The organism is Streptomyces humidus (assembly GCF_014649655.1).
GTDB lineage: Bacteria > Actinomycetota > Actinomycetes > Streptomycetales > Streptomycetaceae > Streptomyces > Streptomyces humidus.
Map to the genome: position 1 here is coordinate 197,363 of NZ_BMTL01000013.1, position 20,345 is coordinate 217,707.

Sequence of the window (20,345 nt, forward strand, 5' to 3'; positions counted from 1 at the left end):
AACCCTCGTACCGTCCTTTCATGGCCGTGAAGGCGTACGACCTCACCGGACGCACCGCATTCGTCACCGGCGCCGCGAGCGGTATCGGCCGCGCCTGCGCCGTACTGCTGGCCCGGGCGGGCGCCACCGTGCACGGCGCGGACCGCGACGCGCAGGGCCTGCACGAGACGGCGACGCTGATCAAGGACCAGGGCGGAAGCGCCCGGACCCACCATCTCGACGTCACCGACCGCGCCCAGGTCCGTCGGGCCGTGGAGTCCTGCGAGCGGCTGGACGTCATGGCCGCGGTGGCCGGGATCATGCACAGCAGCCCGGTCCTGGAGACCCTGGACGAGGACCTGGACCGGGTCCTGGCCGTCAACTTCAAGGGCGTGCTGTACGCCTGCCAGGAGGCGGCCCGTCTCATGCTGGCGCACGACACCCGCGGCAGCATCGTCACGATGGCCTCCGGCGCCGTCGACACCGGCGGCCGCGGCCTGCTGTGCTACGGCGTGGCCAAGGCGGCCGTGGTCCAGTTGACGAAGACGCTGGCGACGGAGGTCGGGCGGCACGGCATCCGGGTCAACGCGGTCGCGCCGGGCTGGATCCGCACCCCCATGACCGATCGCCCCGACGCGGACGCACAGGCGCACACCGAGGCGCTCATGGCACGCATGTCGCCGCTCGGCCGGGTCGGCGAACCGGAGGACATCGCCCACGCGGTCCTCCACCTGGCCTCGGACGCGTCGGCGTTCACCACGGGCCAGATCCTCCGCCCGAACGGCGGCGTGGCCATGCCCTGGTGACCGCCACCGCAACCACCCCGTCCACCCACCCGTCGCCCCGTCTCCGTCACCCACCCGTAAGTCCGCTCCCCCTCAGCTCCGTCCCTCTCCCCCCTCCCTCGCTCCGTCCCCTCACTCCCCCCCGTCCCCTCACTCCACCCCGCTCTCCGTGGATGTGCCTCGCCCCCGGGCCTCCCCGTCCCCCACACCTGCGCCCGCTCCGCCTCCACCGGTACCGCCCGGCCCACCAACGCCCCCACGCTCCCCCTGCCGCTCCACCGGCCGGCCCGGCTCCAGGAGCCGCCCCCTCTCCCGCGACCGCGCGGGCGCCCGCCAAACGGCCCTCCACCGCCCCTGTGCCACGACCCCTGCCGCCCGCGCCCTGGCCACACAGTGCACCGGCAGCAGGCTCAGCCCCCAGCCCCCAGCGGCCACTGTTCCCTCCAGCACGCCTGCCTCCGGCGTGACGGCCAGTCTCACCACGGCCCACCACCACAGCGCACCCAGCCCGAGGCTCAGCACCACGCCCAGCCCGGGAACGGCCCCGCGCCCCACTGCTCGCCCCGCCATGGCCGTCACCTCCAGCTGAGCATCACGCGTGACGCGGATCACGGGGTGTCCGTCCACGACGTCAGAGAGCCGAGCCCTCGTCTCCGGCCGGACCGCCGCCGGACGCCCCACCCGCCTCCAGAAGGCCTCAGCCGGCCCGACGGCTCACGCGTTCTCGGCCTGGAACATCCAGTGATGCTTCTCCAGATCGGCGGTGATGCCGATGAAGATGTCCTGGCTGACGGGGTCCGCGTCGCCCGTGGCCGCCACCCGTTCCCGCATCCGGGTGATGACGGCCCCCAGCGCGGCGACCAGCGTCCCGACGGCGTCGGCGTCCTTGATCCAGCCGGCCGGCACCGCACCGATCCCGGTGCCCGCGGCCACCGTCGACGCCCGCCCGTCCGGTGAGACGCCGAGCGCGGAGGCGCGTTCCGCCACCGTGTCCGAATGGGCGCGGGCGACGTCGACGACCTCGTCGAGCTGGAGGTGGACGGACCGGAAACGCGGCCCGACGACGTTCCAGTGGACCTGCTTGGCGACGAGCGACAGATCGACGAGGTCGACGAGCGCGCCCTGCAATGCCTCGGAGACGGTCCGCAGGTCGGTGTCTGACAGGGGGCTCTTCACGACATACATCCGTACCTCCGGTGTCCTGGGCTCCCGTGCCCCTCCACGATGACCTCGGCGACCGGCCCGGGCAAACGGACCCCGGCCGGCCTCGGACGTGCCGCCCGCACGCGCCGCCCCGCACGCCGTCCTCGCCGCCGCCCTGCGCCCGGCCGGCGCCAAGGCCGTGGATGCGGCTCGGAACACCCTCGAAATCGCCCCGAACAGGCCCTGAACACGCCCCGAACGCGAAAAACCCCGACCGCACCTTCTCCGGGTGATCCGGAGAAGCCCCGGCCGGGGCCTCACACTGCCTGTGCACGTACCTTGCGAACGTACGCCCGGACCCTCAGGGGCCCACGCGAACGGATCTCACGCGGCGACCACGTCCACCGCCTCGGCGGGGGCCTTGATGGTCACCCGCTCCGGTGGCACACCGGTCACCGACACGGAACCCAGCATCGGGCGAACCGACGCGGGCACAGGCTGGCTGGGGGTGGCCGCTGCCGACTGTGCCAGCTCGGCGAGGGCGAGCTCGTCGCTCACTTCCCGCATGAGCTCGGACATCCGTACGTCCAGCGCGTCGCAGATGGCGGAGAGCAGCTCGGAGGATGCCTCCTTCTGCCCCCGCTCCACCTCGGAGAGATAGCCGAGTGAGACTCGGGCGGACGAGGAGACTTCGCGCAGAGTACGGCCCTGGCGCTGGCGCTGCCGACGCAGCACGTCACCCAGCAGGCGACGGAGCAGAATCATCGGTGGCTCCCTCCTCGGACCGCGTAGCCGCATCCTTCACGCCCCACCGTACCGCCTCGCGCTGCGGCCGTGCGGGGAGCGATGTCGTGTTCACTCAGGGCTGCAAACATCAAAACCCCCCGTTCTGTTCCGTATCCTGTGCCCGCTCGTTCCCGGTGTGTTCGCCCGCAAGCTCTGTCAGGAGCAGTGCGAGTACGCTCCGTACACTCTCTCTACGAATTTCCGCCCGGTCGCCGTTCAACCGCAGGGCCTCCACTTTTCCGCCGCCGGCGGAACCTGAAACCGCCCCGGACGGCCCGTCCACCGCCACGAAGACCGTCCCCACAGGCTGTCCGTCCTGGGCGTCCGGGCCGGCGACGCCGGTGGTGGCGACGGCCCAGTCGGCCCCGAGCGCCGTGCGTGCGCCGGCCGCCATCTGGGCGGCCACCTGCGCGTCCACGGCCCCCCGGGCTTCCAGCAGGCCGGCGTCGACACCGAGCAGCCGGTGCTTGAGCTCGGTGGCGTACGCCGTGACCGACCCGCGGAAGACCTTGGACGCCCCGGGGACCGAGGTGATCTCCGCCGCGACCAGGCCACCGGTCAGCGACTCGGCGACAGCAAGTGTCTCCTGTCTCGCTGTGAGTAGTCGCACCACGTCGGCGGCCGGGGAATTCACGCTTCGGTCTCCTCCGAGGCGGCCTGGCGCTCCGCGATTCCCTGGCGGCGCAACACGATGGCCTGTCTCACATAGTCGAGCCCGGTCGCCACGGTCAGGACGACGGCCGCGCCCATCACCCAGAACCTCAGGGTGGCCAGCCAGCCCGTCAGCGCCAGGACGTACATCCCCACGGCGATGCCCTGGGTGAGCGTCTTCAGTTTGCCGCCCCGGCTGGCCGGGATGACGCCGTACCGGATGACGAGAAAACGCAGCAGGGTGATGCCGAGTTCCCGGCCGAGGATCACGATCGTCACCCACCACGGCAGGTCGCCGAGCGAGGAGAGGCAGATCAGCGCCGCTCCCATGATCGCCTTGTCGGCGATGGGGTCGGCGATCTTCCCGAAGTCGGTGACGAGGTCGTACGTCCGCGCCAGGTGCCCGTCGAACAGGTCGGTGATCATGGCGATGGCGAAGGCGGCCCAGGCGAACGAACGCCATGCCGGGTCGTAGCCGCCGTCGGCCAGCATCAGCGCGACGAAACCGGGCACGAGGAGCAGCCGGAGCATCGTCAGGAAGTTGGCGATGTTCCACACGCTGGCCTGGTTGACGGCGGCAGCCGCGATCTTCGCGCCCCGCGGCGGCCTGGCGGCCCCCTGCGCACGGGAAGTCCCCTCGACGCCCGCGACGGCGGTCACGCCCGCGGGCTGTGCCGCGATCACCTCCGGCTGCGAGACCTGCGAGGTCTGCGAGGTCTGCGTGACCTTCGGGGCCGCAGGCTGCGAAGCCGGGGCCCGGGAGGAGCCGTCCGCGGCCGACGCCGGAACACCCGTCATCTGCCCGCCTCCTCACTACACCCGAACGAGCCCGGCAGAGGCTCGGCGACCAGGTCGACGCCTTCCGTGCCGACCACCTTCGCCTCGACCATACGACCGACACCGAGACCTTCGCCCGATGTGAGCAGCACCTGGCCGTCCGTCTCCGGCGCCTGGTGCGCGCCGCGTCCGTGCACTCCCTCGTCGTCCACCGATTCGACGAGCACGTGCACGGTCTCGCCGACGCGCTCCTCGGCCCGCTGCGAGACGAGCTCCTCGGCGAGCCGGGACACCCGGGCGAGCCGCTCGGCCACCACGTCGGCGTCGAGCTTGCCGTCGTACGTCGCGGCCTCGGTGCCCTCCTCGTCGGAGTAGCCGAAGACTCCGATCGCGTCCAGCCGCGCCCCGTCGAGGAAGCGCTCCAGCTCGGCCAGGTCGGCCTCGGACTCGCCGGGGAAGCCCACGATGAAGTTGGAGCGCACGCCTGCCTGGGGGGCCTTGCTCCGGATGGTGTCGAGCAGTTCGAGGAAGCGGTCGGTGTCGCCGAAGCGGCGCATGGCGCGCAGCACGCCCGGCGCGGAGTGCTGGAAGGACAGGTCGAAGTAGGGCGCGATCTTCGGCGTCGAGGTGAGCACGTCGATGAGACCGGGCCGCATCTCGGCCGGCTGGAGGTAGCTGACGCGCACCCGTTCCAGCCCGTCGACCTCGGCGAGCTCGGGCAGCAGCGACTCCAGCAGGCGGATGTCGCCGAGGTCCTTGCCGTAGGAGGTGTTGTTCTCGGAGACCAGCATGATCTCCTTCACGCCCTGCTCGGCCAGCCAGCGCGTCTCGTTCAGCACGTCGCTCGGCCGGCGCGAGATGAAGGAGCCGCGGAAGGACGGGATGGCGCAGAAGGAACAGCGCCGGTCGCAGCCGGAGGCGAGCTTGACGGAGGCGACCGGGGCGCCGTCCAGCCGTCGGCGCAGGGGCGCGCGCGGGCCGGACTGCGGGGCCAGGCCCTCGGGCAGGTCCGTGGGCGCACCGTGTCCGGGAAGGGCCACGTCCCCCGCCGACTGGCGCTCGGCCGGGCTGATCGGCAGCAGCTTGCGCCGGTCGCGCGGGGTGTGGGAGGCGTGGACGCCGCCGTTCAGGATGGTCTGGAGGCGGTCGGAGATGTCGGCGTAGTCGTCGAAGCCGAGCACGCCGTCCGCCTCGGGCAGGGCCTCGGCGAGTTCCTTGCCGTACCGCTCGGCCATACAGCCCACGGCCACGACGGCTTGGGTCCTGCCGTGGCCCTTGAGGTCGTTGGCCTCCAGCAGGGCGTCGACGGAGTCCTTCTTGGCGGCGTCGACGAAGCCGCAGGTGTTGACGACGGCGACGTCCGCTTCCTCGGCGTCCTCCACGAGCTGCCAGCCGTCCGCCTCCAAACGGCCTGCGAGCTCCTCCGAGTCCACCTCGTTACGGGCGCAGCCAAGGGTGACGAGTGCGACGGTACGGCGTTCAGGCATGGGCTCAAGACTACTTCGTCCCACCGACAGCCCACGTCGACGGGGTTGGCGATCACCGCCGGCCCCGTCGTGCCCGGGCACGCCGGGCTCATCCCGCCTGCGGGTCGCCCTTCGTGTACGTCAGCCGCTCCACCGCTCCGGGCCGGAAGTCGTCGTTGAGCTTCTTCCCGTTGACGAACAGATCGATCGCGCCGGCGTCGCCGAGCACGAGGCTGATCTTCTCGCTGTCCTGGAAGGTCTTGGAGTCGCCCTTCTTGAGGAGTCCGTCGAAGACCAGGCGGCCGTTGTGGTCCTTGGCCGCGACCCAGCTGCGCCCGTCCACGGCACTGACCTGGACGGTCACCTTGTCCTGGGGGGCCGCGGCGATGGCGCTGTCGGAGGGTTCCGGTTTCCGGTCGACGGGCTTGTCGGTCTTCGGCGTGGGCGAGGCGGCCTTTCCGGCGGTGGGGGTGGCGCCCTCGGCGACCGGTTCCTTCGCCCCGTCGTCGCCGCCCTTGAACGCGGTGAAGCCGACGAAACCGACGACGGCGACGATCGCGGCGACCATGGCCGCGGTCCAGTTCGGCCCCCGCCGCTCGGGGCGGATACGTTCCGCCTCGAAAAGGGGCGCGGCCGGGGTCGGCGCGGGCCGGCCGCCGTGGGTGGCGTCGTATCGCTCGATCAGGGGGGCGGGGTCGAGGTGGACGGCCCTGGCCAGCGTCCGGATGTGCCCGCGCGCATAGACGTCCCCGCCGCAGGGGGTGAAGTCGTCCGCCTCGATGGCGTGGACGATGGCGACGCGGACACGGGTGGCGGCGCTGACGTCGCCGACGGTCAGCCCGGCGTCGATGCGCGCCTGCCGCAGGGCGCGACCGATGGAGACGGGGGCTTCCTCGGACGGGTCTTCGAACGGACGCTCGTCTTCAGGGGAGTTGCCGATGGACACGGGGGCGCCTTTCGAGCGTATAGCCACCTGTGCTGGAGGTTCAGTCTAGGGGGGGTGCCGGAGAGAGGGGCAACCGGGCGGTACGACTTTGTACGCCATCGGTATGGCCGGTCACACCGATGACGGGACGGTTACGGCCCCGGCCGGGAACCGCACCTGTCCTCTCGCTCAACTGGACGTATGTCAAAGGGAAACGGTTGCCCACTGCTCTCTAACGGGTGAGTCACGGCCGGACGCCTCCCCTCGACCGACGTCTACCCCTCCGGCTGCCCCCGGATCACGTCGAGGACACCGTCCAACTCGTCCGGCTTCACGAGAACGTCGCGCGCCTTGGAGCCCTCGCTCGGTCCGACGATGTTCCGGGACTCCATGAGGTCCATCAGCCGGCCCGCCTTGGCGAAGCCCACGCGCAGCTTGCGCTGGAGCATGGACGTCGACCCGAACTGGGTGGAGACGACCAGCTCGGCCGCCTGGCACAGCAGGTCGAGGTCGTCGCCGATGTCCTCGTCGATCTCCTTCTTCTGCTTGGTCCCGACGGTGACGTCGTCCCGGAAGACGGGCGCCATCTGGTCCTTGCAGTGCTGGACGACCGCCGCGACCTCGGCCTCGGTCACGAAGGCGCCCTGCATACGGGTGGGCTTGTTGGCGCCCATCGGCAGGAACAGCCCGTCGCCCTTGCCGATCAGCTTCTCGGCGCCCGGCTGGTCGAGGATGACGCGCGAGTCTGCGAGCGAGGAGGTGGCGAAGGCGAGCCGCGAGGGCACGTTCGCCTTGATCAGGCCGGTGACGACGTCGACCGAGGGACGCTGGGTGGCGAGCACCAGGTGGATGCCGGCCGCGCGCGCGAGCTGCGTGATGCGCACGATGGAGTCCTCCACGTCCCGCGGCGCGACCATCATCAGGTCGGCGAGCTCGTCGACGATCACCAGCAGGTACGGGTACGGCTGAAGCTCGCGCTCGCTGCCCTCGGGCGGCTTGACGGTGCCCTCGCGCACGGCGCGGTTGAAGTCGTCGATGTGCCGGTAGCCGTAGGCGGCGAGGTCGTCGTAGCGCAGGTCCATCTCGCGGACGACCCACTGGAGCGCCTCGGCGGCCCGCTTGGGGTTGGTGATGATCGGCGTGATCAGGTGGGGGATGCCCTCGTAGGCGGTCAGCTCGACGCGCTTGGGGTCGACGAGGATCATCCGGACGTCCTCGGGGGTCGCCCGGATCATGACCGAGGTGATCAGGCAGTTGATGCAGGACGACTTGCCCGACCCGGTGGCGCCGGCGACCAGTATGTGCGGCATCTTCGCCAACGAGTGCATGACGTAGCCGCCCTCGACGTCCTTGCCGAAGGCGACCAGCATCGGGTCGTCGTCCTCGGCGGATTCGGCGAGCCGCAGCACGTCGCCGAGGTTGACCATCTCCCGGTCGGTGTTCGGGATCTCGATGCCGACCGCGGACTTGCCCGGGATCGGGCTGATGATCCGCACGTCGGGGCTGGCCACGGCGTACGCGATGTTCTTCGCCAGCGCGGTGATCCGCTCCACCTTCACGGCGGGCCCGAGCTCGACCTCGTAGCGCGTGACCGTCGGCCCGCGGGTGAAGCCGGTGACGGCGGCGTCCACCTTGAACTCGGTGAAGACGTTGGTCAGGGAGGCGACGACGGCGTCGTTGGCGGCGCTGCGCGCCTTGCCGGGGCCGCCGCGCTCCAGGAGGTCGAGCGAGGGCAGGGCGTAGGTGATGTCCCCGGACAGCTGGAGCTGCTCGGCGCGCGCCGGCAGCTCGCGCGGCGCCTCGGGGGCCGCCTTGGTCAGATCCGGTACCGCTCCGCCGGTCCTGGGCTTCTCCTGCCCGGGGCGGGTGGCCGGCGCCGGGACGGGCGTCGGCACGGGGGTCGGCGTGGTCGGCTCCCTGTCGCCCGTGCTCACGCCCTGGGTGAGGTCGGCGACGATCCGCGAGGGCGGCATGCCGTGCAGGACGGCGCCGTCGAGGTCGGCCGCCGCGGCCGCGGCGATGTCCACGGCGTCCATCTGCCGGTCCATGGCCGGCTGGGGCACCGCGGAGCGCCGGGGGCGGCCGCGTCGCCGGGTGAGCGCCTCCTGCTCGGCGCTGTCGGGGTCGTACGGCCCGGCGGCGCCCGGGCGCCGCCGGGAGCGGCCGGGCAGCGCCTCGCGCCACTGCTCGTCGTAGCGGGCATCGTCGTCGCCGAACTCGTCGTACTCGTCCTGCGTCGCGTCGCGCAGCAGTCCGAGGCTCACCCCGAGCTGCCGCAGGCGCTGCGGGACGGCGTTGACGGGGGTGGCCGTGACGACCAGCAGACCGAAGATCGTGAGGAGCACCAGCATCGGTACGGCGAGGACCTCGCCCATGGTGTACGTGAGCGGGGTCGCCGCACTCCAGCCGATGAGACCGCCGGCATCCCTTATGGCCTGCATGCCGGCGCTGCGGGCGGGCGCGCCGCAGGCGATGTGGACCTGTCCGAGCACGCCGATGACGAGCGCCGAAAGACCGATCACGATCCGTCCGTTGGCCTCGGGCTTCTCCGGGTGGCGGATGAAGCGCACGGCGACGACGGCGAACAGGATCGGCACGAGCAGGTCGAGCCGGCCGAAGGCGCCGGTCACCAGGATCTCCACGAGGTCGCCCACGGGGCCGCGCAGATCGGCCCAGGTACCCGCGGCGACGATCAGCGCGACACCGAACAGCAGCAGCGCGACGCCGTCCTTGCGGTGGGCCGGGTCGAGATTCCTCGCGCCGTTCCCTATGCCGCGGAACACGGCGCCGACGGCGTGCGCCAGGCCGAGCCAGACGGCGCGCACGAGCCGGTAGACGCCCCCGGTGGGGCTGGGAGCCGGCGCGGGCACGGGCTTTCGGGCCGCGGCTTTCCTGGCGGGCGCCTTCTTCGCCGGGACCTTCTTCGCGGCGGCCTTCTTCGCCGGAGCCTTCGCCGGAGCAGCCGCCTTCCTGGCGGGCTGCTTCTTGGCTGCGGAGGGACGTGAGGCCATGGTGTGAGGTTACCGGTGGAGACCAGTGTGGACACGTGTGGCCGGTGCTTCACCCGTTCGTGTCGCCCCCGCCGCGGCACGGAACTGACGGGTGCGGTCCGCGGGAAGGTGGAACTGACGCGCTCTCATGCACAACTTCTGCGTCGCGCCCGTCAGTTCCGCCCGTTCCGGTCAGTTCGGCGAGGGCAACGAGGCCGGCCCGCCGCCGGCGCCCGGCTCCAGGGCGTCCAGCGCCCGGCGCAGACCGGTGAGTTTGCGCTCCAGATGGGCCGCCGTGGCCACCGCCGCCGCGTCCGCCGACTCGTCGTCCAGTTGCTTGGACAGGGCCTCGGCCTGCTCTTCGACCGCCGCGAGCCGCGCGGAGAGCTCCGCGAGCAGCCCGGCCGGCTCCTTGGCGTCGCCGCCCAGGGCGGCCTTCCCGCCGCCCTCCAACTGCAGCCGCAGCAGCGCCGCCTGCTCACGCAGCTGACAGTTCTTCATGTACAGCTCGACGAACACCGAGACCTTCGCGCGCAGCACCCACGGGTCGAACGGCTTGGAGATGTAGTCCACCGCGCCCGCCGCGTACCCGCGGAAGGTGTGATGCGGCCCGTGGTTGATCGCGGTGAGGAAGATGATCGGGATGTCCCTGGTCCGCTCCCGCCGCTTGATGTGCGCGGCCGTCTCGAAGCCGTCCATTCCCGGCATCTGGACGTCCAGCAGAATGACCGCGAAGTCGTCCGTCAGCAGTGCTTTGAGCGCCTCTTCCCCGGACGATGCCCGCACCAGCGTCTGATCGAGCGCAGAGAGGATCGCCTCCAGCGCCAGCAGATTCTCCGGCCGGTCATCGACCAGGAGGATCTTGGCCTTCTGCACCATGGCCCGCCCTCCTCGCCCCGGCAGTGCACCGGGCGCCGCCCCTGGGGACGACTCCTTTGCGCCGCCCTTCCCTGTGCCGGTCATGGTAGCCGCACCCCGACCGTCGCCACACCCTGTCACCGTGATGTCACTGTGCACGTAGCAGGAACGCAGCAGGAGACCAGAAGGTTCCCCGGATTCCGCCTCGCTACACGGCGACGGCCACCCTGAGTCAACAACTTCCGGCAGCCTCCGAAGGTTCCCGCCACGCCCGGGGTTCCCGCCGGGGGACGCCTCACGCGTCCCTCATCCACTGCTGCATCACGGTCAGCAGGTGATCCGGGTCGACCGGCTTCGTCACGTAGTCGGAGGCGCCCGACTCGATCGCCTTCTCCCGGTCGCCCTTCATCGCCTTCGCGGTGAGCGCGATGATCGGCAGCCCCGAGAACTGCGGCATCCGCCGGATCGCCGTCGTCGTCGCATAGCCGTCCATCTCGGGCATCATGATGTCCATCAGGACGACCGCCACGTCGTCGTGCTGCTCCAGGACCTCGATGCCCTCCCGGCCGTTCTCCGCGTACAGCACCGACAGGCCGTGCTGTTCCAGGACGCTGGTCAGCGCGAACACGTTGCGGATGTCGTCGTCGACGATGAGCACCTTCTCGCCGCCGAACTTGATGCCCGCGCGCGCCGGCGACTCCGCCTGCTGGGCGCGGGCCGGCCACTGGTCGGGCCGGCCGACCTGCTCACCGCCGCTCACCAGCCGCCGCCGTCGCCTGAAGAGCGCCGCCGGACCGTTCTGCGCATCCTGGTACGAACGCACCTCGGCCGGCGTCTGGATCTCCGCCGGAGACAGCTCCGACAGCTCCGTCCCCCCGTTCTCCGAGGCCACCAGGTCACCGGCCTCCAGAGCGGGCACGACCTGCTGGTAGCCCTGCGGCGGCAGCTCGCTCGGGTGCAGCGGCAGGTACAGCGTGAAGGTGGACCCGCGACCGGGCTCGCTCTGCGCGTGGATCTCGCCGCCGAGCAGCTGCGCGATCTCCCGCGAGATCGACAGCCCGAGGCCCGTTCCGCCGTACTTGCGGCTCGTGGTGCCGTCGGCCTGCTTGAACGCCTCGAAGATCACGCGCATCTTGCTGGCCGCGATCCCGATGCCGGTGTCGGTCACCGAGAACGCGATCAGCGGGGCGTCCGGGTCGTTCAGCGAACCGGCCTCCAGCAACTGCTCCCGGATCGCCGTCGGCACCTCCGCCCCTGCGGGCCGGATCACCAGCTCGACCGACCCGGAGTCGGTGAACTTCACCGCGTTGGACAGCAGGTTGCGCAGCACCTGCAACAGCCGCTGCTCGTCCGTGTGCAGCGTGGCCGGCAGCTCCGGCGACACCCGCACGGACAGGTCCAGGCCCTTCTCCGCGGTCAGCGGACGGAAGGTGGCCTCCACGTAGTCCACCAGCTGGACGAGCGCGATGCGCGTCGGCGAGACGTCCATCTTGCCCGCCTCGACCTTCGACAGGTCCAGGATGTCGTTGATCAGCTGGAGCAGGTCGGAGCCGGCCCCGTGGATCGTCTCTGCGAACTCGACCTGCTTGGGCGAGAGGTTGCCCTCCGCATTGTCCGCGAGCAGCTTCGCCAGGATCAGCAGCGAGTTGAGCGGCGTGCGCAGCTCGTGCGACATGTTGGCGAGGAACTCGCTCTTGTAGCGCATCGACACCGCGAGCTGCTCGGCACGCTCCTCCAGGACCTGCCGCGCCTCCTCGATCTCCGTGTTCTTCACCTCGATGTCGCGGTTCTGCTGGGCCAGCAGCTCGGCCTTCTCCTCCAGTTCGGCGTTGGACGCCTGCAGGGCCTTCTGCCGCTGCTCCAACTCGGCCGAACGCTCCCGCAGTTGCTCGGTCAGCTCCTGCGACTGCTTCAGCAGCTGCTCCGTCTTGGTGTTCACGGAGATCGTGTTGACGCTGGTCGCGATCATCTCGGCGAGCTGGTTGAGGAAGTCCTTCTGGATCTGCGTGAACGGCGTGAACGACGCCAGCTCGATCACGCCCAGCACCTGGCCCTCGAACAGCACCGGCAGGACGATCACCTGTGCGGGCGGCGCCTCGCCGAGCCCCGAGGAGATCTTCAGATAGCCGCTCGGGGCGTTCGCGACGAGGATCGTGCGCTTCTCCTCGGCGGCCGTCCCCACCAGCGCCTCGCCCGGCCGGAACGACGACGGCATGGATCCCATCGAGTAGCCGTACGAACCCAGCATCCGCAGCTCGTACTGGTCGGCGTCGCCGTCCGCCGGCGGCATCGCCAGGAAGAACGCGCCATGCTGCGCGGCCACCAGCGGCGGCAGCTCGCTCATGATCAGCGAGGCCACGTCCTGAAGGTCGCGCCGGCCCTGCATCAGCGCCGACACGCGCGCGAGGTTGCCCTTGAGCCAGTCCTGCTCCTTGTTCGCGATCGTGGTGTCCCGCAGGTTGGCGATCATCTTGTTGATGTAGTCCTGCAGCTCCTGGATCTCCCCGGACGCGTCCACGTCGATCTTCAGGTTCAGGTCACCGCGGGTCACCGCGGTCGCCACGCGCGCGATGGCCCGCACCTGCCGGGTCAGGTTCCCGGCCATCTCGTTCACGGACTCCGTGAGGTCGCGCCAGGTGCCGTCGACGTCACGCACGCGTGCCTGCCCGCCCAGCTGCCCCTCGGTGCCCACCTCGCGGGCCACCCGGGTGACTTCCTCGGCGAACGACGACAGCTGGTCGACCATCGTGTTGATCGTCGTCTTCAGCTCGAGGATCTCCCCGCGCGCGTCGATGTCGATCTTCTTCGTCAGATCGCCCTTGGCGATAGCCGTCGTGACCATCGCGATGTTGCGGACCTGGCCGGTCAGGTTCGACGCCATGCCGTTCACCGAGTCGGTGAGGTCCTTCCAGGTGCCCGCCACACCCGGCACATGCGCCTGACCGCCCAGGATGCCGTCCGTGCCCACCTCGCGGGCCACCTTGGTGACCTGCTCGGCGAACGAGCTCAGCGTCTTCACCATCGTGTTGAAGGTGTCGGCGAGCTGCTGCACCTCGCCGCGCGCCTCGATCGTCACCTGCCGCGTCAGGTCGCCGTTGGCGACGGCCGCCGCGACCTGGGAGATGTTGCGCACCTGCATGGTCAGGTTCTTGGCCATCAGGTTGACGTTGCCGCTGAGGTCCTTCCAGATGCCCGTGACGCCCGGCACATGCGCCTGACCGCCCAGGATGCCCTCGGTGCCCACCTCACGGGCCACCCGGGTCACCTGCTCGGCGAACGACGACAGCTGGTCGACCATCGTGTTGACGGTGGTGACCAGTTCCAGGATCTCGCCCTTGGCGTCGACCGTGATCTTCTTCGACAGGTCGCCCTTGGCTACCGCCGTCGTGACCTCCGCGATCTGGCGCACCTGAATGGTCAGGTTGTTCGCCATGAAGTTCACGGACTGCGTGAGGTCCTTCCAGGTGCCGGAGACGCCCTGCACCTCGGCCTGTCCGCCGAGCTGCCCCTCCGTGCCCACCTCGCGGGCAACGCGCGTGACCTCCTGGGCGAACGACGACAGCTGGTCGACCATCGTGTTCAGGGTGTTCTTCAGCTCCAGGATCTCCCCGCGCGCGTCCACGGTGATCTTCTGGGAGAGGTCACCGCGGGCCACGGCCGTGGCGACCTGGGCGATGTTGCGCACCTGGGCGGTGAGGTTGCCGGCCATGCCGTTCACCGAGTCCGTCAGGTCGCGCCACACACCGGCCACGCCGGGCACCTGCGCCTGCCCGCCCAGCCGCCCCTCGGTACCCACGTCCCGCGCGACCCGCGTCACCTGGTCGGCGAAGGCGGAGAGCTGGTCGACCATCGTGTTGATGGTGTTCTTCAGCTCCAGGATCTCCCCGCGCGCGTCCACGTCGATCTTCTGCGACAGGTCGCCCCGCGCCACCGCCGTCGTCACCTGGGCGATGTTGCGCACCTGGGAGGTCAGGTTCCCTGCCATCGAGTTGACCGAGTCGGTCAGCTCCTTCCAGGTGCCCGACACGCCGTCCACCCGCGCCTGACCGCCCAGCCGCCCCTCGGTGCCCACGTCCCGCGCCATCCGCGTCACCTGGTCGGCGAACGACGACAGCTGGTCCACCATCGTGTTCACGGTGTTCTTCAGCTGCGCCATCTCACCGGAGACGTCCACCGTGACCTTCTGCGACAGGTCGCCGTTGGCCACGGCCGTGGTGACCTGCGCGATGTTCCTCACCTGTCCGGTGAGATTCCTGAACGCCGTGTTGACGGAGTCCGTCAGGTCCTTCCAGGTGCCGGCCGCTCCCGACACCTGCGCCTGACCGCCCAGCTCACCCTCGACCCCGATCTCGCGCGCCACCCGCGTGACCTCGGCGCCGAAGGCCGACAGCTGGTCGACCATCCCGTTGACGGTGTTCTTCAGCTCCAGCATCTCGCCGGCCACGTCCACCGTGACCTTCTGCGACAGATCACCGCTGGCCACCGCCGTCGTCACGGCCGCGATGTCCCGCACCTGAGTGGTGAGGTTCCGGAACACGGTGTTGACGGAGTCCGTCAGGTCCTTCCAGGTCCCCGCCGCACCCGGCACGTTCGCCTGGCCGCCCAGCTGCCCCGCGGCCCCCACCTCGTTGGCCACCCGGGTGACCTCGTCGGCGAAGGTCCGCAGCGTCTCCGTCATCTGGTTGATCGTGTCGGCGAGCTGCGCGACCTCACCGCGCGCCGACACCGTCACCTTCTGCGACAGGTCGCCGTTGGCGACCGCCGTCGTGACCTCAGCGATCCCGCGCACCTGGGCCGTCAGGTTCCCGGCCATGGTGTTCACCGAATCGGTGAGCTCCTTCCACACGCCGTCCACGCCGGACACCTGCGCCTGCCCGCCGAGGATGCCCTCGGTGCCCACCTCGCGGGCCACCCGCGTCACCTCGGAGGAGAACGCGGAGAGCTGGTCCACCATCGTGTTGACGGTGTTCTTCAGCTCGAGCATCTCGCCCTCGACGTGAACCGTCACCTTCCGTGACAGATCACCCTTGGCCACCGCCGTCGTCACCAGCGCGATGTCCCGCACCTGCGCCGTCAGCCGGTACGCCATCGTGTTGACGGACTCCGTGAGGTCCTTCCACGAGCCCGACATGCCGCGCACCTGGGCCTGCCCGCCCAGCTTGCCCTCAGTGCCCACCTCGCTGGCCACGCGCGTGACCTCGTCGGTGAACGTCGACAGCTGGTCGACCAGGTTGTTGACCGTCCGCCCGACCTTCAGGAACTCCCCGCGCAGCGGATGCCCGGTCCCCTCCGGGGTGTGCGTCCGCAGCTCCATCCGCGAGGACAGATCACCCTCGGCCACCGCCGACAGCACCCGTCCGACCTCGGAGACCGGCCGTACGAGGTCGTCGACCAGCGCGTTCGAGTTGTCGATGGCGGTCGCCCACGAGCCCTCGCAGGCCCCCGTCTCCAGCCGCTCGGTGAGCTTTCCCTCCCGCCCCACCATGCGCCGCACACGTGACAGCTCACCGGTGAGATGCAGATTGCGGTCCGCCACCTCGTTGAACACGGCAGCGATCTCCGACATCACGCCGTCGCCGGAGACCGTGAGCCGCTTACGGAAATTCCCGTCCCGCATGGACACCAGGGCCACGAGCAAACGATTCAAAGCCGCCGTGTCCACGACAGTGGTGCCCCCGCGTGGGGTGCGTGGCCTGCTCAGAGACTGTCCGCCTTTCGCGCGCGCCTTAGTGCCCCGCGTCGCTGCGCCAGACTCCACTTGTCCCTCCCGCAGGGGTCGACCGTTACCGCTGTGCCTGGGTGCTGCTCGCCGTCGTTCCTGGTGCCACCCGGTGTCGCACCCGATGGAACCAGGCGGGCCCGGAGGGCTGCTGCCCCCTGGACCCGGACGACACTCACTCTGCCCGGACCTTCACAGGAAGCTTGCCCAGTGTTTCACCCTCGCCGAACCAGGCCATAACAGTTCGGCAGCTTCGCACACGGTCCGCACACCCTCGGGCGGAAACACCGGTGACCGGCATCCGCGGGGCCCCGGAAGGTAAGTAACCTTGCATGCGGCTGTCCAGCCACACCGGTCCGACGGTCTGGGCGGTGGCACGAGCACGAGCGGGCATCGGAGGGGCGACCGCACACATGACCACCGGACTGATCCCGGGGGGACACCCCCCGGACCCCCGGCCCCCTGGCGCGCGCCCGCCCCACCAGCGGAGCGACCCGGCCGGCCGGGAAGCCCTGTCCGCAGACAACCGGCCGAGGAGTTCTGTGATCACCGCGCGCGCGGCCGCCAGCTTCGAGCCCGTCGGGCGATCGGTGGCGACCGCCCGGTCCTTCGTCCGCGACACCCTCCAGGGCTGGGGTTTCGCCGACATCATCGACGACGCCGTCGTCCTCACCAGCGAACTGGTGACCAACGCGGTCGTCCACGCCGGCACCCACGCCGACGTCCTGTGCCTGCGCAGCGACGACGGCGTCCGCATCGAGGTGGCCGACCGGTATCCCGAGCGTGAGATCCCCCTCCAGGGCTCCCTCGCCGCCATGGGCAGCCCCGACCGCGAAGGCGGCCGCGGACTCCAGCTGTGCGCCGCCATCGCCGCCCGCTGGGGCGTCGAGTACACCCCCACCCACAAGCAGGTCTGGTTCCGGCTCGACCTCCCCGACCGCCCGGTGGGCACCCGCGCCGCCGGCCCTTCCCTGCCCGCCGACCTACTGCCGCTCGCCGACAGCCGGGTACGCGTCGCGGTCGTCCAGATCGACCGCACCGCCGCCATCTCCGCCTGGAACGAGGACGCCGAGGAACTCTTCGGCTACCCCGCCGACCAGGTCACCGGCAAGCCGCTCACCGATCTCGCCGCCTGGCCGCACACCCCCGGCACCAGCACCGGCATCGTGGAAGCCCTCCAACTCTCCCGCTGGGAGGGCAGTTACGGCATCCGCGGCGCCAACGGCCGCGTCACCCCCGTCTACGCCTCGCACCTCCGGGTCCGCGATACCGACGGCGAGCCCTCCACCGTCTGCCTGCTCGTGCGCGACCATGAACGCGCGGTCCTGCAGACGCCGTCGCGCGTCCCGGCGTCCGACACGGCCACCGGCTCCGACGGCCAGAGCACGGACCCTTTCGAGGTGTTCATCGGCTCCCCCGCGCCGGACGACCTCGACGGCCTCCTGCAGCGCACCGTCGAGCGTGCTCGCGACATGCTCGACGCCGACTCCGCCTTCCTCCTCCTGGCCACCGACGACGAGACGGAGTTGGAGGTCCGCGCCTCCACCGGCCTGCCCTCGGCCCGCCAGCGCTTCGCGCGCGTGCCCGTCGAGGCGGGCCCCGGCCGCTACGGCTCGGCCCGGATGCCGGCCGTCCACGAGGACCTGCTGGCCGTGCCCGGAGCCGTCCCCCTGCTGAGCGGCACGGGCATGCGCTCCGTCGTCACCGTCCCGCTGAAGGTCGAGGGCCGCCTCACGGGCTCCCTCGGCGTGGCCGCGGAAGCCGCGGGCCGCTACTCCAACGAGGAGGCCCTGCGCCTGCAGTTCGCGGCCGACCGCATCGCGCTGGCCGTGGAGTCCGCCCGCCTCGGCGAGCTGGAACGCCTGCGCCGGGGCTCCCTCAGCTTCCTCGTCGAAGCCTCCGATCTCCTCGCGGGCACCCTGGACCGCGACCAGACCCTGGCCCTGATGGCCCAGATGACGGTGCCGACGCTGGCCACCTGGTGCGCGGTCTACACGATCGCCGACCAGGCCTCCGACCCCTTCCTGTCCTACGTCCTGCACGAGGACGAGGAACTCATCGACGGCATCAAGTCGTTGCTCTCCAAGGTCGCGCCCCCGGATCCGGTGCCCACCCCGGGCGCGCGGGTCTGGGCGGCCCCCGCCGAGGCCGCGCACGACGCGGCCCTGCGCAGCTCCATGCGCAGCCTCGGCCTGACCGGCGGGCCGACCCACCAGATGGCCTCGGGCATCGGCCCCACACTGGCCACGGCCTCCGCGGTCGGCGGCGAGACCGTGGTCCTCCCCCTCGTAGCCCGCAACCGCGTGATCGGCATGCTGACCCTCGGCAAGCCCACCGACGAACACTTCCGCCAGGAAATCCTCGAACTGGCCGAGGACTTGAGCCGCCGAGCGGCCCTCGCCCTCGACAACGCCCGCCTCTACTCGGAGCGCACGGCCATCAGCCAGGCCCTCCAGCGCAGCCTCCTGCCCCCGGAACTGCCTTCCATCGACGGTGTGGAGGTCGAGGTCATCTACCGCGCCGCCGGTGAGGGCAATGAGGTGGGCGGCGACTTCTACGACGTCTTCCCGATCAGCGACGGCGCGTACGGCTTCGCCATCGGCGACGTCTGCGGCACGGGCCCGAACGCCGCGGCGGTGACCGGCCTGGCCCGCCACGCGCTCCGGCTCCTGGCCCGGGAGGGCCTCAGCGGCCCGGCCGTGCTGGAACGCCTCAACTCGGCCATCCTCGACGAGGGGGCGCGCAGCCGCTTCCTCACCCTCCTCTACGGCGAGATGCGCCCGCAGGAGGACGGCAGCGCGGAGCTGAAGGTGGTCTGCGCGGGCCACCCGCTCCCCCTGCGCCTCCGCCAGGACGGCACGGTCGAGCCGGCCGCCGAACCTCAGCCGCTCCTGGGCGTCATGGAGGACCTGGAGCTCTACGAGCAGACGGTCACCCTCGACCCGGGCGACGTCCTGCTCTGCGTCACGGACGGCGTCACCGAGCGCCGCGAAGGGACCCGCATGCTGGGCGACGACGGCCTGGCCGACGTCCTCACCACCTGCACGGGCCTCACGGCCGGCGCGGTCGCCGCGCGCATCATGCGCGCAGTGGAACGCTTCGCGTCCGACGCCCCTTCCGACGACATGGCCATCCTGGCAATGCGCGTGGCATGAGGAGGCCGCGATACATGAGAAAAGCCCCCGCCCTGAAGGGCGGAGGCTTTCTTCGTGGAGCCCCCTAACGGAATCGAACCGTTGACCTTCTCCTTACCATGGAGACGCTCTGCCGACTGAGCTAAGGGGGCTGGTCACTTTTCGAGGTTTCCCTCGCGGCAACGGAATAGATCATACCCCGAACAGGACGGTGTTCCCAAACTCGTTCAGGAGGCGGCCTGAAGCAGTCCACCGAGCGCGTTGCAGGCCGACGCGATCCGCTGCATGTCCCGTTTCGTCAGCGAGGCGTCCACCGGAAGCGCGAGGGTCTCGTCGGCCGCCCGCTCGGTCTCCGGGAGCGCGACACACTGCCGGAACCGGGGCAGTCGGTGCGAGGGCGTCTTCACCGGCACCCGGCACTCGACCCCCCGGGTCCGCAAGGCCCTCGCGAACGCGTCCCGGTCAGGCCGCCCGTTTCCCGGCACCCGCACGACGTACTGCTGATAAGTGTGCCCGGCGCCGCCGTGGGGCGTCCGGACCCCACGCAGCCGTCCGTCCAGAAAGGCGGCTCTTTCCCGACGCTGCGCGATCTCGTCGTGCGGCGCCCCGGGCTCTCCCTGCTCCACCACCAGCAACCCGTGCCGGCACCCGAGTTCGCGCAACCGGTGGACCTCTGCCGGCCGTCCGAAGCGGTGCACGACGACGACGGCCGCGGTCCGCGCAGTGACGACCGCTTCGACGGCGGCCGCATCGAGGCAGTACGTCGACGGGTCGACGTCCGCGAAGACCGGCTGCCCACCCGCCAGGGCGACCGCGGCCGCGACTTCCACGCTCCCGAAGGCCGGCACGATGACCTCGTCGCCGACTCCGACGCCTGCGGCCCTGAGCGTTACAGCAGTACCCATGCGGTGGATGCTGGAGCCGGAACATGAACGCCAAGTGGCCGAAAACAAAAAAGGGTTGGGATCCGAACCGAAGTTCAGATCCCAACCCTTTGAATGATTGTTCGGCGGTGTCCTACTCTCCCACAGGGTCCCCCCCTGCAGTACCATCGGCGCTGTAAGGCTTAGCTTCCGGGTTCGGAATGTAACCGGGCGTTTCCCTCACGCTATGACCACCGAAACACTATGAA

Annotated in this window: 12 protein-coding genes, 1 tRNA gene and 1 rRNA gene; 2 read left to right on the forward strand and 12 right to left on the reverse strand. The window is 70.7% G+C overall.

What is annotated here, in order from left to right; genetic code table 11:
• Positions 1–20 precede the first annotated feature (20 nt).
• A complete protein-coding gene (locus IE239_RS17585; RefSeq protein WP_190150273.1) occupies positions 21–785 on the forward strand; it encodes an SDR family NAD(P)-dependent oxidoreductase in 765 nt (254 codons plus the stop codon).
• Positions 786–1,478: 693 nt separating this feature from the next.
• Here IE239_RS17585 and IE239_RS17590 read toward each other — a convergent pair.
• The 9 genes from IE239_RS17590 to IE239_RS17630 all read right to left on the reverse strand — a co-directional run bounded on the left by IE239_RS17590 (position 1,479) and on the right by IE239_RS17630 (position 16,118).
• Positions 1,479–1,949 (reverse strand): Dps family protein, encoded by a 471-nt coding sequence (locus IE239_RS17590; protein WP_190150274.1) that lies wholly within the window; start codon positions 1,947–1,949, stop codon positions 1,479–1,481.
• Between the two features lie 342 nt (positions 1,950–2,291).
• Positions 2,292–2,672 carry a helix-turn-helix domain-containing protein gene (locus IE239_RS17595; protein WP_190150275.1) on the reverse strand — a complete coding sequence of 127 codons (381 nt, stop codon included), beginning with the start codon at positions 2,670–2,672 and terminating at the stop codon, positions 2,292–2,294.
• A 109-nt stretch (positions 2,673–2,781) separates the two neighbouring features.
• Positions 2,782–3,327 (reverse strand): CinA family protein, encoded by a 546-nt coding sequence (locus tag IE239_RS17600; protein WP_190150276.1) that lies wholly within the window; start codon positions 3,325–3,327, stop codon positions 2,782–2,784.
• A complete protein-coding gene (gene pgsA, locus IE239_RS17605; RefSeq protein WP_190150277.1) occupies positions 3,324–4,142 on the reverse strand; it encodes a CDP-diacylglycerol--glycerol-3-phosphate 3-phosphatidyltransferase in 819 nt (272 codons plus the stop codon). Before pgsA ends, IE239_RS17600 begins: the two co-directional genes overlap by 4 nt.
• On the reverse strand, positions 4,139–5,608 hold the full coding sequence (gene rimO, locus IE239_RS17610) for a 30S ribosomal protein S12 methylthiotransferase RimO (protein ID WP_190150278.1): 1,470 nt from the start codon (positions 5,606–5,608) through the stop codon (positions 4,139–4,141). The genes pgsA and rimO overlap by 4 nt, the downstream gene beginning before the upstream one ends.
• An 88-nt stretch (positions 5,609–5,696) precedes the next feature.
• On the reverse strand, positions 5,697–6,533 hold the full coding sequence (locus IE239_RS17615) for a helix-turn-helix domain-containing protein (RefSeq protein ID WP_190150279.1): 837 nt from the start codon (positions 6,531–6,533) through the stop codon (positions 5,697–5,699).
• Between the two features lie 254 nt (positions 6,534–6,787).
• Positions 6,788–9,523, reverse strand: coding sequence for a DNA translocase FtsK (locus tag IE239_RS17620; RefSeq protein ID WP_190150280.1), 2,736 nt, complete (start codon positions 9,521–9,523; stop codon positions 6,788–6,790).
• A 171-nt stretch (positions 9,524–9,694) separates the two neighbouring features.
• Positions 9,695–10,381 carry a response regulator gene (locus IE239_RS17625; protein WP_190150281.1) on the reverse strand — a complete coding sequence of 229 codons (687 nt, stop codon included), beginning with the start codon at positions 10,379–10,381 and terminating at the stop codon, positions 9,695–9,697.
• A gap of 274 nt (positions 10,382–10,655) precedes the next feature.
• Positions 10,656–16,118, reverse strand: a complete 5,463-nt coding sequence (locus tag IE239_RS17630; RefSeq protein WP_190150282.1) for a HAMP domain-containing hybrid sensor histidine kinase/response regulator — start codon at positions 16,116–16,118, stop codon at positions 10,656–10,658.
• A gap of 374 nt (positions 16,119–16,492) precedes the next feature.
• Here IE239_RS17630 and IE239_RS17635 point away from each other — a divergent pair, with 374 nt between their 5' ends.
• Positions 16,493–19,234, forward strand: coding sequence for a SpoIIE family protein phosphatase (locus IE239_RS17635; RefSeq protein WP_190150283.1), 2,742 nt, complete (start codon positions 16,493–16,495; stop codon positions 19,232–19,234).
• A gap of 55 nt (positions 19,235–19,289) precedes the next feature.
• Here the strand turns inward: IE239_RS17635 and IE239_RS17640 are convergent.
• The 3 genes from IE239_RS17640 to rrf form a co-directional block, all read right to left on the reverse strand.
• Positions 19,290–19,365, reverse strand: a tRNA-Thr gene (locus IE239_RS17640).
• A gap of 75 nt (positions 19,366–19,440) precedes the next feature.
• Positions 19,441–20,118 carry a DegT/DnrJ/EryC1/StrS family aminotransferase gene (locus IE239_RS17645; RefSeq protein WP_190150284.1) on the reverse strand — a complete coding sequence of 226 codons (678 nt, stop codon included), beginning with the start codon at positions 20,116–20,118 and terminating at the stop codon, positions 19,441–19,443.
• 99 nt (positions 20,119–20,217) lie between these two features.
• A 5S ribosomal RNA gene (rrf, locus tag IE239_RS17650) occupies positions 20,218–20,335 on the reverse strand.
• Positions 20,336–20,345 lie beyond the last annotated feature (10 nt).